Consider the following 14,600-nt stretch of genomic DNA (forward strand, 5'->3'; position numbering starts at 1 on the left):
AACCACAACTGAAATGTTGTGTTTTTTATTCCCTGCAAAATACGTTTCACCTTTTCTCCCGACATAAAATAACTGGATAGAGAAACTTCAGCAATGACTTACAACTTAAATAACACGAGGATAATAAATTCGAAGCTACAACTGTGCTTGAGGCCTAACGACCAACGACCACAAGAAATCATCATGTTCAGACATACTGACAATCAGCTGTGGTGAGGAATATCTGTGATTACCAGAAGCCAAAGCAATAGCAAGCCACGGCGATACACTCCCCGTAAAACCACTCTTAATGTCAATATCGATCAACTTCGCCTTTGTATCATTCAATGGCAAACCGAGATTATTAGCAACCTGTGTTTTCTCTTTATTTTTCGCCCCCATTCCTGCTAACCAGAGATATTCGATATTTTCGAGATTGCTCTTTCCCCATAACAATGACTGCATCACTGATGCATTTAGTCCTGCATGAGTTGTTTTTTCCGGCCTGTGAATATGAGCTATATACTCTTTCAGTTGTGAATCGTCTTGTGTGGCGTTTAAAAGCAATGCCACTGCAGCTTCCCCTTCTCCATTACGTAATTTTGTTTTTAATTTCATTGACAAAATCAATAGAGTTTCTATAGTTCGAGGTTTATCCAGCCAATTATCAATATCGGTCAATCCAAATTGAGAGGAAAACAAAACTTGCGCATGCTCAGGCACAAGTAATTTAATTTCCTCCTGAATATCTGAAATAGTATCTGACGCCAATGCAATATCACTATCGAGCTGTAAAACCACAGTCAACCGCTTTGAAGCCTTACATTTCATTAACGCTGTCTGTAACGTTATGTCCTCAAGAAGTAAGGTTAGCTCCCTGACTATTCTGATTGATAGAGGTAACCTGGCATCGCCAAAACGGGTTTGATAGCTCACTATTTGCGTGACTTCATCCACCACTGTGGGTAACTCAACTCCCCCAGGTATTATAAATTGGTCCGTCATGACACCAGACGTTACAACGTGTTGTAAATGCGTACATACAGCTTCCAGCGTCAGATAACGCTGCCCACGCTGAATTTCATTCCCAATATCTTTTTCCCGTTCATGATTCCAGCCATCAGAGAACCATACGGATGTCAAATAACATAGCCAGCGAACACCAAATATAAACAACCATATTATAAATGGTAAGCTGATAAAACAGTTCCAGAATAATCCCCCTCGTACTATGCTATGTGAGGGCCACAACAATGAGGTAAAAAGCCCACCACAAACAATGAAGACAAGCAGCACAACCGACCATCGTTTTACGGACGGAGGTAATTTCCGCTTAGTTGCGGGAGGAATCACAGAGAGATCAACAGGCATTATTTACTCGTTGTAGCGCAGCTTAGTGAGGTAATTAATGTGCAACCGCAAGTACATTTATAATTATGAAATGCAACGGGTACGCCATTATCTTTCATAGTAGGGTGGCCTTCCGCTATATATGATGGACTATGCCCTTCTATGGGACAACTTACCGCATCGCCTAAACGCGCCACACCCACCCCCTGAAATTTCAAGGTCCCGGAACCGGACAGCACCTGACCACCATGCGTTGTTTTATCGCCAATACGAACGATGCCCTTCATTTCTTCACCTCCATCATGGCGCGTTTTTTATCCACCATGCTGCGCGCCTTGTCCATTCCCAGCATCCAGCGCCAGAGCGAACGGGGATTCTGCGCGGCACTGATATCCCAGGGATCGTCCGACGCAATCACGCAACTGGCCTCGACTTCCTCACTCCAGCGCGGGATCCGGCAGGTGTACATCGCAAAGACCCGGAACGGCCAGGCCGTCAGATACAGCGCCATCAGAAAGGGCACCACAAAAAACGGCGCCCCGTAGGTGGCGCTGAACATCAGATACCAGTAGCCAAAAAATATCCCTTCCCGGCGTCCCTCCACCGGAGGCATCAGTTTCAGTACGCCGGCGACCGCTTCCGGCCCTTCCTCCATATAACGGCGCACAAATTCCCAGTTGCGGTACAGGTCTTCACGCCGCGGAGCGGAAACCGACAGCGTGAACGTTTTCAGCACCGTTTTGCGATCTTCCGCCAGCACATGTCCGCGAATATCGTAATTCTTCCGCTTAAATCTTGTTTTTGTATAACATCCAGTCGTAAAGAAAATGTCGTCCCAGGGGGCGCTGTAAACCTCCCCGTCCACGCTGAATACATGCACCAGTCTGTTTTTCCTGTCAAATCTGACGGGATAATGCGTCCAGCGGAAACATTCAACCCTCATCATAAATGAACAGAACCATGCCAGAAGAAAAGAAATGATTACTGCACCAGTGCCAAATCCCCAGAAAAAAAGATCTCTCTGACGCCCGGATAAGTACTCATATACCATTGTTGACGTAAAATCATATACACCCCAAGTAAAAAGAAGAAACAGAGCCAGGGATGGAACGGTTAAAAATCCTTTTATCGCATACCACTTATCAACCACCTCCATATAACCTGAACTGAGATGAATCACCGCCGCATCATCCATGACTTTATTGTCACCCAGGTCTAATTTTTCATTCTGATGTAATTGATTAGCGAGTTCATCCTCTGTCAGTACAGGTGAGGCCCGGTACTTGTATTTGATCATTAATCCTTCGTAATCCATTTATTATCCTGCCTGCATAATGTCTTTCAGACTCTGCATTTCAATCTGAAGCGTCTGATGTGGTTCAGGAGGAAGCCCCTCCGGCGTTACTCCCCACATCGTTTTTTCCAGCCATTGCTGCAGCTCATTGGTCTGTTTCCAGGAAATATAAAATGCTGCAACCAGAAGCACGGCTGCCATTACTCACCCCAGCGTAAGGCCAACAATTTCCATACGTACTCCAAGTGATGATCCTGGCCCGGTGCCAGCGCCGTACCGCTGGTCATCGCAAAACTTCACCACGTCAATGTTCAGCCAGGTGTCGGCGGCGAAGCGGAACCAGATACTGACCTCAGCCAGCAGGCGAGTGATAAAGCGCAGGTCCTCCTCGCCGTACTGCATCAGCTGCTCGCGACGCGGATACGCCTGTGCAGGGTCAAAGTCCTCTCAGCGCATAGCGTGGCGGGTATGCAGGATATCCTGAATGCCGCTCATAATTACCAGCCCATATCTGCACAGGCATTTTTACTGCTATACCAGGTTGCCAATATGCCAATAACGCCCCCCACAATGAGTGGGGTAAAACTACCGGCAATAAATCCCCATAAGGAAAATGGGTTCTTCGAATCAAAAAAACTAAACTGGTACACCCAAAAAGAAAGCATCAGAAGGATTCCGGACATTCCTCCAAAAAGCCAAGGTTGGGTGTGTTCAAATCCTTTAAAATCATCTAGTTCAGGAGGTTGTCTGGACGACAATGCCGCGATGCTAAACTGATTATTTTCTGACACAGCAACAAGTTGCCCACCCTGCGCATATTTTACCGCGTCAGCAGCCAGTGCGAGTGCAAGCCACCGGTATCCGGCGCTTCTTTCACCCAGTGATGCCTCAATATCCAGTCGTTCAGGAGCCTGTTTCTGCTCATCAAGCGCTTTCAACAGCGGATATTTCTCAGCCCGGGACAACCCTGTGTACCAGAGCGTTTTTGGTGAGGCTACCGGTTCTGTTTGCAGATACACAGGTACTTTGGCCTCAACATCATTCACACCTGCCATCGGCTGATAGAGGTAAACTGGTTTTTCACTTTCGATTTTGACATAACGGTTTGTGAGTAAAAGTGCACACGCACTTTCCATACTTTTTGAATCGCTATCATCACCATATATATCGATGATAAATATCAGGCGATTTACCCGGGAGGTCTCCGACTGTTTAATCCATGTATTTATAAGGGAATAATCAGGACATTCTGACAGATATTCTATCTGGCAGTCACTGTTGTGATTAATGTCAAATCGCCCTAACATTCGCTGTAATTCATCACAACAATACTCATCCCCTCCCCGTACCCATAACGTCGTCTTAAAACCACGATAGTTATGATTTTTTAGTTTGGTTGCCAATGGCCCAATTAATTCACCAAATATCTGTTCGATACGAGTATAATCAAACCCCTGTTCCTGCCTGATTTTTAACGGATTTTTCGGGGCCAGCGGGAATTCACCTTCCAGCTTCAACAGATTCAATGCAGGTTGTTCCAGCGGAGTGATCACAGACCATCCGGCAATAATTATATTTTTCCGGGCATATTGTTTTAAATGGTATTCCTGTGATAACGCGATAAACTTACGCATTTCAGCATAATGAACAAGTGCGCTTTTAAAAATATTAACAAAGCACATCAGTGCAGTAATAATTAAAAAAGGGAGCGCCAACGCCGGAAGAAAAAAAAGAGCGTCAATATGCTTATTATTCGGCCATGTTGTTGCACGAATGAATAAACAAAATGTAATGACGACTACATAAGTGAAAATGAGGAGCCATAATGAAATACCAGGGTTTTCCGCCTCTTTCTGTTTTTCATACAACCACCATTGCATCAGACGCCCCCCGCATTTGGTAACGTTGTTTTTATTGTACAACCGCACTCAGCCTTACAACCGTCAACCACCACACCACGCCCAAGCATTGTCCAGGATGGATGGCATTCAGCAATGATAAATGTCCCTTTATGTTCGGGGCAGATAACCAGATCGCCTTTTAATGCAACCTTAATACCCATAAACTCGACACCGGAAGCGGTAGATACATGACCGCCACACACCAGCGGATCGTTAAGACGAATAACACCTCTCATTATATATCGGTTCCTTATTTCCCCACATCCATATCGCACCGCATATGATCCCAGCCCTGGTAATTTTTCACTTCCGGTACTTCGTCGGGAAGATCCTGATAATTGGTTTTATATTTGGCCGTGTCATTTACAAGCGCTTGTTTGGTAATATAATCCAGCCCCCAGGCCTTTCCCGGATATTGTGGTTCAATTCTCTGTACCGTTCCGTCATCAAGAGTGTAGGTAATCCCCGGACCACCGGGAAGAATGCGCGGATCATCAAACGGCTTTGACGACATATACAACCGGTGCTTCGTCTGCAAAAATCCCTGGTCATTTACGACTGTGAAGGAAAGAATGTCGTCTCTCGGCGGTGATGAGTCACCATTCGGTTCGTTTTCTCCGGGAGAATATGTCGCCGTGGTCCAGGTTTTTCCGTAATCTTTAGATACTCTGAAAGCCCCTGGGTCCCAATTTGGGATAACAAGATAGCGTTCCGAAGGGTGCACAAATTTTTTGGTGAATATCCGAAAAAACTGGAAATATAGCTGTGAATGAATACCTCTTTGCGTATCCGTGTACCAGAGTTCTCCCTCACAGTTCCAGCCTTTGAGTTCCAGATAACGATGGTCGTCAAAGCGGTAAACCACCTGCATAGGTGGTTCTTTGGCACCGCATCCGCTGACCACCAGCATTGCCGCTAACACACTGCCTGTCATCTGAGTGAAATTCATATCAGTTCCCTTTCGTTATACCCAGCTCACGGTCCGTCAGCGTGTCCGGCCTGTCCCATTGCGTATTTGGTATTTCTTTATAGTCTTTCGCCAGATACCCCTGAGAAGGAATTATCGTTGTGGCGTTCATATATTTATTCACCACCCCACACTCTTTTAACGAAGGAACAACTTCATCAGGTTTATTCATCTAGTTTTTTGTTGTTTCCAGCGGAAGTTTCCCCGTCCGGTAATACTCTCTCGCCAGCAGGTTCTCTTCCTGCCAGCCCTGACTGGGGGCCACTACGTTATTTACCGGCGTCCATATCGCACCGCATATGATCCCAGCCCTGGTAATTTTTCACTTCCGGTACTTCGTCGGGAAGATCCTGATAGTTAGCTTCATGACGCACAACCTTGCCATCTAATCCTTCTTTGGTGAAATACACCACTCCCCAGGCCCAGCCTGGATATTGCGGATCAATTCTATGTACCGTTCCGTCATCAAGAGTGTAGGTAATCCCCGGACCACCGGGAAGAATGCGCGGATCGTCAAACGGCTTTGACGACATATACAACCGGTGCTTCGTCTGCAAAAATCCCTGGTCATTTACGACTGTGAAGGAAAGAATGTCGTCTCTCGGCGGTGATGAGTCACCATTCGGTTCGTTTTCTCCGGGAGAATATGTCGCCGTGGTCCAGGTTTTTCCGTAATCCTTAGATACTCTGAAAGCCCCTGGGTCCCAATTTGGGATAACAAGATAGCGTTCCGAAGGGTGCACAAATTTTTTGGTGAATATCCGAAAAAACTGGAAATATAGCTGTGAATGAATACCTCTCTGCGTATCCGTGTACCAGAGTTCTCCCTCACAGTTCCAGCCTTTCAGTTCCAGATAACGGTGGTCGTCAAATCGGTAAACCACCTGCGTCGGCGGTTCTTTGGCACCACATCCGCTGACCACCAGCATTGCCGCTAACACGCTGCCTGCCATCTGAGTGAAATTCATATCAGTTCCCTTTCGTTATACCCAGCTCACGGTCTGTCAGCGTGTCCGGCCTGTCCCATTGCGTATTCGGTATTTCTTTATAGTCTTTCGCCAGATACCCCTGATGGTGCCCTGACTGGGGGCCACTACGTTATTTCCCGGCGTCCATATCACACCGCATATGATCCCAGCCCTGGTAATTTTTCACTTCCGGTACTTTGTCGGGAAGATCCTGCCAGTTAGATTTAAATTGATCTGTGCTTTCTTGCAACCCTTGCTTAGTCATGTACACCATACCCCAGGCCCTGCCGGGAAATTTGGGATCTATGTGATGAACAGCACCATCTGATGCTGTGTAAGTAATACCGGGTCCACCAACAGCAAGACGCGGATCATCAAACGGTTTTGATGACATATACAACCGGTGCTTCGTCTGCAAAAATCCCTGGTCATTCACGACTGTGAAAGAAATAACATCCTCTCGTGGAGCGCGATTATCTCCATTAGGTTCATTCTCTCCCGGCGAAAATCCTACTGATTGCCAGCTTTTCCCATAGTCCTTTGATACAATAAAACCACCAGATTCCCAGCTGGTTATCGCGATATAACGCTCGGAGGGATGAATGAATTTTTTGGTAAATATCCGGTAAAACTGAAAATATGGCTGTGAATGAATGCCTCTCTGCGTATCCGTGTACCAGAGTTCACCCTCACAGTTCCAGCCTTTCAGTTCCAGATAACGGTGGTCGTCAAAGCGATAAACCACTTGGGTCGGAGCTTCTTTGGTTGCCAGGCATCCGGTGGCAGTCAATGTTCCGGCTAAAACAATGCCTGTTGTTAACTTTTTCATATCGTTAACCTTTCATTTGGCGGTCGGTTAGCGTGTCTGGCCTGTCCCATTGTGTATTCGGCACTTCCTTATTTCCGGTTGCCAGGTCGCGGGACGGAATAACCTTTGTGGCATTCATAAACTGATTCACCACACCACACTCTTTTAACGATGGAATAACCTCATCGGGCTTGTTCATATAGTTTTTTGTTCCTTCCAGCGGTAGTCTCCCTGTCCGGTAATATTCTTTTGCATCAACATTTCCATTATGCACATCCCGCCAGTCAGCGCGGTGCAGCAGGGCTTCCCAGAATTCTCCCGCTTTGTAATTAAACGCCTTGCACTGCCCTATCGCCAGGTCAAACGCCATCGCATGAGAAGGCGCAAACTCACTCATCACGACAGAGGAGTGCTGGCTGTAACTCACCGGGTCTGATTTCTGCCACTCCTTTTCAAGTTCATCACGGGATTTCAGCCACGTCAGCGTGAGGGCCGGGAAATCTTTTGACCCGCTTACCATGCCGTGAATCACTGTTACATTCCGCTTGTTACTCTCTGTCTGCAATTCACTTTCCGTCAGTACATGGCCCGGAAACCATGAACGGCGCTGATAATCGTCCAGCGGATATGTGGCACTTGCCGTGCGGCTGATGGCATAGGCTTTCGCCGAGTAGGAGATATACGCATCCGGGCTGTCAGGGTCAATATTCGCCTTATACGGTGCATCACAGGTTTTCTCGTCGTTATCCGGGTGATTGTCCTGCCCCTGCAATCTGAACATGAAGGTTTCCGGTAGCTCCTCGCCATTAATAATCACATCACTCGCGGTATAACTGGCATTCGTGGCAACGCTGTATTTAAAGTCGCCCTTATATGATGGTGGCATTTCAAATGGTTTTTCATCTGGAGCCTTCCCCACCCAGACATGTTGACAGAATACGCGCTGACGCAGGTTAGGAATAGCACTGGCCAGCTCACCGGGAATACCCCGCCAGCCAAAACCCTGAACATTTTTCAGCGAAACCGTTCCGTCGTTCGGGCAAAAATAGTTATACACCTTGCCGTTGTTGTTACGGCGATACTTATTGTCTTTACGCAGTGGATTCTCTTCCGGCCTGCGCAGCGTGCAACTCCCCTCCAGCGCCTCAATGTCATCACCGGAGAGTTCGCCGCCTTTGTACTGTTCCGCCATCACGGCGCAGAAGTTTTTGAACGTCTGCTGCCGCGCCGCGCTGGTCTGGTGGTGGCCCGACTGGGCATTTTCCATCAGCCGGCTTTCCAGCGAATACGGCGAGTTGTTCAGAATCACACAATTGGCCGGACTGTATCCCGCCTGTTTGACCAGCATATTCGCCAGCATGGTGATGATGGTGCCCTGGCTGTGGGCCACTACGTTAATCACGTCGTTCTCGGTGACAGGCTCATCCCGGATTTGAATAATCAAATCCGCCAGCCGCTGGGCGGCAAAAAACTGATAAATACGGTGCGGATTGGGAAAAATCGGGTGCGTATAGTCACCGCCGTTCAGATACAGTGTGCTAAACCCTGCGGCGGCAACAGCCGCCCCTCCTGCCCCCGGCCCCAGCATATCGGGGATGCTGGTGGTGGCATTAGCAAAGGTTCCGCCACCTTTGGCAAAATTCATATCCAGCGCATTGTTCCAGTTGTCGTTCTGAAACTTCACCTTATTATCGCCATCGTTGCCGACAGCCTTCATTTTCTCTTTATCATTTTGTTGATAAGCATCATAGGGAATATGGGCTTTGTCCCCCAGCTTCTGGGCGTCCACTTCTTTCCGGTAATTCTGCTGGTCCGCAACCCAGTCGTCATACGTCACCGGCTTGTAGCCCCAGTAAAAAGGAATAACCGGCGAACGACCCGGCGCGGCGATTTTTTTCTGCGCCTCTTCGTTATGCATCATCATGAAATCTTTCCATTCATGCGCGTAGAGGTCAGTACGGTTAAGGCGCTTACTCAGACCCGCAATAATACCCGTTTCCTGGTTCTGGTACGCTTCGCCCACATCATTCACGCCATGCACCAGAATGACGATACAGGGCATGGGACGGGGAACCGCCACATTGCAGGTCTGCGCCGCTTTCCCAAGTCCTTCTGGCACCGACACATTGTTTCTGGAAGCTATGCGCGGCGCATACGGGCTGGTTTTTTTATCAGTCATGAGAGTAACTCCAGTGTCCAGGTATCAAGATCGGTCGCATCAAGCAGGGGCGAACATCCTTCGCCGTCTGTCTCACCTTCGACGATGTCGCCCGCAGAGCTTTTGACGCGGAATTTTTGTCTGGTCAGAATTTGTTCTGGATCATCGGAAGCATGAAGCCGATAACGGTGTTTAAACGCCCCTTTATCAAAATTTGGCATCTGTATCTGCACACTTTCAGGGCCTTTATAGGCAAAGTTTGGCGCTTTAATATCAACGCCTGTGGGTGAGAATATTTCAACCGATCCATCCGCATTAATGCGGATGCCACCGCCTCCGCAGGCCAGTTGTATTCCCTGTTTTGCGCTGATATTCAGCTTGCTGTCGGTGCTGGTCAATGTGAAATCCTGCTGTGAAAGCATATGCATGGCACCGCGCTGTGCCTGAACTGTGATATCTCCGGCACCGGCAATCATCTGGATGCCAAGTTTTCGGGCAAACAGGGCCAGCTTTTCACCAACAGCCAGTGAGAATTTTTTTACCACGTTGATGCTGGCATCGTTACCCGCCGTTGCAACTAAATCCTCGCCTGTGGAAAGTTGCAGGCTTGCAGGTGTGATATGTGCCTGCCCCTCACCGGCATACGTCAGAAGCCCCGCCCCTTTTAGTTGTTTCAGTGTCTGGCTGAGTCGTTGCTGTTGCCCTGTGTCCACCACACTGATTCCGGCAGTGGCGGCACATTGCTGTAATGTTTTCGCCAGCGACAACGCCTTTTCCAGTTCCACGATCGCCGCAGTCATATCCAGCTGTTTGCCCTGCACACGCGGCTGCGATTCGGTGGTGAGCATGATCCCCTTTCCGGCCCGTATCGCTCCGTAGCTGTCCGTCCGCAGCTCAAACCCCTCCCCGCGAGGCTGTTTTTCGCTGTCCACCAGATGCCCCAGGTTCAGCTGACTCTTGCCGCCGTACTCCGTGCTGACCTTGATGTGCTCTTTGCCACGCGCGTCGTCGAGGCGGATTTTGTTGTTCGCCGGGGTCCGCAGGACGTTGCGCTTATAGTTCCGGATGGTGACAGGGTCCGGGTGCGTTGAGTCGTGCAGGACACCGGCAATATACGGACGGTCCGGGTCTCCCTGCTCAAAAGCGATGGCCACTTCCGTCCCCGCCAGCAGCGGCAGGTGCAGGCCGTATGTGTCCCCGGCATAGGGGCGCGCCTGACGTACCCACAGACTCTCTTCCCCCGGCTGCCAGTGGTCGCGGTCAAACAGCAGGTTGACCTTATAACGGCCGTCGCGGTCGATATGGCCGTAGATATCGTTGGTTTTCGTACTGGTCACCCGCGCCGGCAGCGTGCCGGCCATGACCGGCCTGTCGCCCGGTTGCGGACGGAAGCCGTAATTTTCCGAGAACGGGATGGCCGTAAACGCCACCTCATAGCTGCGGTCGCGACGGGCGCGGCTGTGGATGCCGGTAATCACCACGCCCTGGCGGAAAACCTCCGTCACCTCAGCGCCTCCGGTGACCTTCAGCTCCCGGCCCGGCGCCAGCGCCGCGCTGCTGGTCCTGCCGCTCAGCCGGGTCTGGTCGTTCAGGTAGCGCTCGTGGCGCAGACGGGCATAAAACGCCCCGCTCTCCGGCTCCGGGTTGCGCTGGCCGTCACTGCCCGGCGCCAGGTAGTTATCCGCCCAGTGATACGCCTCACCGTAGGTGGTGACGTCGCCGGACGTCACGTCCGCGCTCTGGCTCATCTCCTCCGGCGTGTTGCGGTAGTTGTAGTCCCGGGTGAACACCGACTGCTGCACCACGTTATGCTGGCTTTTCAGCGCCCACACCGACTCGGTACCGCTGTCGTGCTGGCCGGAGGGCGGCACCGACGGCAGAACCAGCCCCTGCTCGTAGTGCCGCTGGTCATCGTAAAACTCCACCACGTCAATGTTCAGCCGGGTGTCGGCGGTGAAGCGGAACCAGATACCGACCTCGCCCAGCAGGCGGGTGATAAAGCGCAGGTCGTCTTCGCCGTACTGCATCACCTGCTCGCGACGCGGATACGCCTGTGCCAGGGTGAAGACAAAGTCCTCCCCGCGCATGGCGTGGCGGGTACGCAGGATATGCTCCACGATATCCGGCACCGACATATCCTGGTAAATCCGGTTCTGGTGGCTCCGGGAGAGCAGCGCCAGACGGGGCTGCAGGGTCAGGGAATAGTGCGTTTCGTCGCGGGATGCGGAAAGGCGCTCAAACGCCGTCACCACGCCCTGAATCGTGCGCACCGGCTGCTGAATGTTAATCCCGAAACCCTGGTCCGCCGGCGCCTGCAGGGTGAAGGTCGCGTCCTGCATCAGCATCTGCTGCGGCGTGATGGTTTTGTCGGCGCTGGTGAACTCAATCACGTATCTGAACGGTTCGCTCAGGGCCTCCTCACCTTCAAAGCTCAGCACGTCCAGAAGAGCGCTGCAGCCGCGCACCGTTAACAGATGGTGGCTGTGGCTGAACAACAGGGATTTTATCTCGCTCATACGCCCGCCCCTGCGCCAAACTCCATCACAATTCCCCCCTCTTCATCACGGCCCAGCATCAGGTGCTGCGGCTTCTGCCCCGCCGCCTGATGGCTTAACAGCTGCAGGCTCAGCGCCGGCAGTATCTGCTGATTGAGCAGGCTGTCCACGTTGCGCGCCCCGGTATCCGGCAGCAGGCAGGCATCCGTCAGAGCGTCGTACAGGCTGTCGCTGATGGTAGTGGTCATGCCGTAGTGGCGACTGAGGCGTTTGCTCACCTGGCTGAGCTTCATACCGACAATCGTGCGCATCGCGTCCCGCGTGAGCGGGCGGTAGATCACCGTCTGGAAGCGCGCCAGCAGCGCGGGCTGGAAGTGGTCGCGCAGCAGCGGACGCAGCAGTTCATGCAGGTCGGACTCCGTGGCCTCCGGCCGTTCGCCCAGCATCTGCATGATGTGGTCGCTGCCGAGGTTAGAGGTCATCAGAATAACCGTGTTGCGAAAGTCGATCTCCCGCCCCTCGCCGTCGCGCATAAAACCCCGGTCAAATACCTGGTAGAACAGGTTCATCACGTCCCGGTGGGCCTTCTCCACTTCGTCCAGCAGCACCACGCTGTACGGACGCTTTCTGACCGCTTCGGTGAGGATACCGCCCTGGCCGTAGCCGACGTACCCCGGCGGGGAGCCCTTGAGCTGGCTGACGGTATGCGGCTCCTGGTATTCGGAGAGGTTGATAGTGATTAAGGATTTCTCACCGCCAAACAGCGCATCAGCAAGGGCAAGCGCGGTTTCAGTCTTGCCGGTGCCGCTCGGCCCGGTCAGCAGGAACACGCCCTGCGGGCCGTTCTCCGACGTCAGCCCGGTTTTGCTGGCACGGAGACGCTGCGCGATGGCGTTCAGCGCCGCGTCCTGGCCCACCACGCGTCTACCGAGCTGCTGTTCCAGGCTCAGCAGCTCCGTCTGCTCATCCTTCATCAGAGACGAGAGCGGCACGCCGGTCCAATCGGCGATGACCGTGGCAACGGTGCGCGCGTCCACGTCCAGCCCCAGCAGCGGGTTCCCCTGCTGCACGGCACTAAGCTGGTTTTGCAGGTCTGCGATTTCCGCCTGGCGGGAGATATCGGCGCGGCAGGCAAGCAGGTTTTCCGTGAGCTTCAGCTCCTGGCCGTACTGCGTTTCCAGCTCGTCGAGCTGCAGGATAATACGGACTTCGTCCTGTTCGATGGCCGCCAGGCGTTCGCCGTGGGTGTGGTTGCCCGCCGCGATATCTTCCAGCAGCGCCTGCTTTTCCATCGCCAGGGCGGTGAGCTGCGCCTTCAGTCGAGTCAGCGGCGCCGGCACCGTCTCCAGGCTCATGCGGATGCGGGCGGAGGCGGTGTCGAGTAAATCCACCGCCTTGTCCGGCAGCTGGCGTCCGGTCAGATAGCGTCTGGAGAGGGTGACGGCGGCGCGCACCGCCTCATCGGTGATGTGCACCCCGTGATGCTCCGCGTAGCGGGACTTCAGGCCCCTGAGCATCAGGCAGGCGGTGTCGTCGTCCGGCTCATCGACTTTGATCATCTGGAAGCGCCGCTCCAGCGCCGCATCGCGCTCAAAATACTGTTTGTACTCGCTCCAGGTTGTGGCGGCGATGGTTCTGAGTTCGCCCCGGGCAAGGGCCGGTTTCAGCAGGTTAGCCGCATCGGCGCCGCCCGCCTGGTTACCCGCGCCGATAAGGGTGTGGGCCTCATCAATAAACAGAAGCACAGGCAGCGGCGACTGCTGCACCGCGTCGATAATGTTTTTCAGCCGCTGCTCGAATTCTCCCTTCACCCCCGCTCCGGCCTGCAGCAGGCCGAGGTCAAGGGTGCGCACGCTTACCGGTTTCAGCGCATTCGGGACGTTGCCCTCGGCGATTCTGATCGCCAGACCTTCCACCAGCGCGGTCTTACCGACGCCCGGCTCGCCCACCAGTATCGGGTTGTTCTTGCGGCGTCGGGAAAGAATGTCCACCATCTGGCGGATTTCATTATCACGGCCGAACACCGGGTCGATTTTGCCGTCCCGGGCGCGGGCGGTCACGTCGAGGGTGAACTTATCCAGCGCATTCTGCAGAGCCGGATTCAGATCCCCTTCTTTTACGCCCGCATTAACCGGACGGCCGACAAACGCCACCTCGTCGCCCTGCGCCAGCTCAGCTTCCTGCTGCACCTCCGGGCGTTCCTCGGACTGCGCGTCCAGTAGCGGACGCAGGCGCGCCAGCTGGCTCTGCGCCAGGGTCAGCAGCGGCCACAGGCCGTCGCAGCGCACCAGACTCTGTTTATCCACCAGCGCCATCAGCAGGTGGATACTACGGATATGCTCCTCCCCGGCCAGCGAAGCGCTTAGCCATGCCTCCTGCATCAGAGTCTGAATAGCGTCTGAAAGCTGCGGGCGGCCGCGCACCGAACGGGGGAGCTTATCCATAAAGGTCAGCAAATCCTGCCATATCGCGTCCATATCCCATTCGTAGCGCCGCGCCAGTACCGTCAGGTCGCCCTCGCCCTGCTCCAGCAGTTTCAGCAGCCAGTGCTCGGGCAGGATTTCCGCGTGCGCCCGGGTCTGGCACAGGGTGGCAGCGCCTTCCATCGCACGGGCGCAGTAAGGATTAAGACGGCGTAACAAAATGGCGGGATTTTCCATGAGCTTTTCTCTTTATCAGT

Annotated in this window: 13 protein-coding genes and 1 pseudogene; all 14 read right to left on the reverse strand. The window is 52.6% G+C overall.

Going from position 1 to position 14,600, the window contains the following annotated elements; all coding sequences use genetic code 11:
* Window positions 1–135: 135 nt before the first annotated feature.
* The 14 genes and pseudogenes from ABLU67_RS02660 to tssH all read right to left on the reverse strand — a co-directional run bounded on the left by ABLU67_RS02660 (window position 136) and on the right by tssH (window position 14,580).
* Window positions 136–1,350, reverse strand: coding sequence for a hypothetical protein (locus ABLU67_RS02660; protein ID WP_139155586.1), 1,215 nt, complete (start codon window positions 1,348–1,350; stop codon window positions 136–138).
* The gene (locus ABLU67_RS02665) at window positions 1,350–1,616 is read right to left on the reverse strand and encodes a PAAR domain-containing protein (RefSeq protein ID WP_074189050.1); all 267 of its coding nucleotides are present in this window, start codon (window positions 1,614–1,616) and stop codon (window positions 1,350–1,352) included. The genes ABLU67_RS02660 and ABLU67_RS02665 overlap by 1 nt, the downstream gene beginning before the upstream one ends.
* Window positions 1,613–2,644, reverse strand: a complete 1,032-nt coding sequence (locus ABLU67_RS02670; protein WP_064406686.1) for a DUF6708 domain-containing protein — start codon at window positions 2,642–2,644, stop codon at window positions 1,613–1,615. Before ABLU67_RS02670 ends, ABLU67_RS02665 begins: the two co-directional genes overlap by 4 nt.
* 3 nt (window positions 2,645–2,647) lie before the next feature.
* Entirely contained in the window at window positions 2,648–2,824 is a 177-nt protein-coding gene (locus ABLU67_RS02675; protein ID WP_158413618.1) for a hypothetical protein, read from the reverse strand.
* 75 nt (window positions 2,825–2,899) lie between these two features.
* A pseudogene (locus tag ABLU67_RS02680) lies at window positions 2,900–3,109 on the reverse strand (contractile injection system protein, VgrG/Pvc8 family); the annotation flags it as partial.
* A gap of 11 nt (window positions 3,110–3,120) precedes the next feature.
* Window positions 3,121–4,503 carry a hypothetical protein gene (locus tag ABLU67_RS02685; protein ID WP_064406687.1) on the reverse strand — a complete coding sequence of 461 codons (1,383 nt, stop codon included), beginning with the start codon at window positions 4,501–4,503 and terminating at the stop codon, window positions 3,121–3,123.
* Window positions 4,503–4,760 carry a PAAR domain-containing protein gene (locus ABLU67_RS02690; protein WP_074177954.1) on the reverse strand — a complete coding sequence of 86 codons (258 nt, stop codon included), beginning with the start codon at window positions 4,758–4,760 and terminating at the stop codon, window positions 4,503–4,505. The genes ABLU67_RS02685 and ABLU67_RS02690 overlap by 1 nt, the downstream gene beginning before the upstream one ends.
* 14 nt (window positions 4,761–4,774) lie before the next feature.
* Entirely contained in the window at window positions 4,775–5,473 is a 699-nt protein-coding gene (locus ABLU67_RS02695; protein WP_064377847.1) for a sialidase family protein, read from the reverse strand.
* Between the two features lies 1 nt (window position 5,474).
* Window positions 5,475–5,663, reverse strand: a complete 189-nt coding sequence (locus ABLU67_RS02700; protein ID WP_064378525.1) for a hypothetical protein — start codon at window positions 5,661–5,663, stop codon at window positions 5,475–5,477.
* A 97-nt stretch (window positions 5,664–5,760) separates the two neighbouring features.
* Window positions 5,761–6,459: a sialidase family protein gene (locus tag ABLU67_RS02705; RefSeq protein WP_064407451.1), complete on the reverse strand. Its 699-nt coding sequence runs from the start codon at window positions 6,457–6,459 to the stop codon at window positions 5,761–5,763.
* A 130-nt stretch (window positions 6,460–6,589) separates the two neighbouring features.
* Window positions 6,590–7,288 carry a hypothetical protein gene (locus ABLU67_RS02710; protein WP_086074116.1) on the reverse strand — a complete coding sequence of 233 codons (699 nt, stop codon included), beginning with the start codon at window positions 7,286–7,288 and terminating at the stop codon, window positions 6,590–6,592.
* Between the two features lie 4 nt (window positions 7,289–7,292).
* On the reverse strand, window positions 7,293–9,446 hold the full coding sequence (locus ABLU67_RS02715; RefSeq protein ID WP_064406692.1) for a DUF3274 domain-containing protein: 2,154 nt from the start codon (window positions 9,444–9,446) through the stop codon (window positions 7,293–7,295).
* Window positions 9,443–11,941, reverse strand: a complete 2,499-nt coding sequence (vgrG, locus tag ABLU67_RS02720; protein ID WP_348852146.1) for a type VI secretion system tip protein VgrG — start codon at window positions 11,939–11,941, stop codon at window positions 9,443–9,445. The genes ABLU67_RS02715 and vgrG overlap by 4 nt, the downstream gene beginning before the upstream one ends.
* The gene (gene tssH / locus ABLU67_RS02725; protein WP_265810956.1) at window positions 11,938–14,580 is read right to left on the reverse strand and encodes a type VI secretion system ATPase TssH; all 2,643 of its coding nucleotides are present in this window, start codon (window positions 14,578–14,580) and stop codon (window positions 11,938–11,940) included. The genes vgrG and tssH overlap by 4 nt, the downstream gene beginning before the upstream one ends.
* Window positions 14,581–14,600: the final 20 nt, after the last annotated feature.

It is taken from the genome of Klebsiella sp. GN_Kp190, assembly GCF_040061795.1.
Classification (GTDB): Bacteria; Pseudomonadota; Gammaproteobacteria; order Enterobacterales; family Enterobacteriaceae; genus Klebsiella; species Klebsiella michiganensis.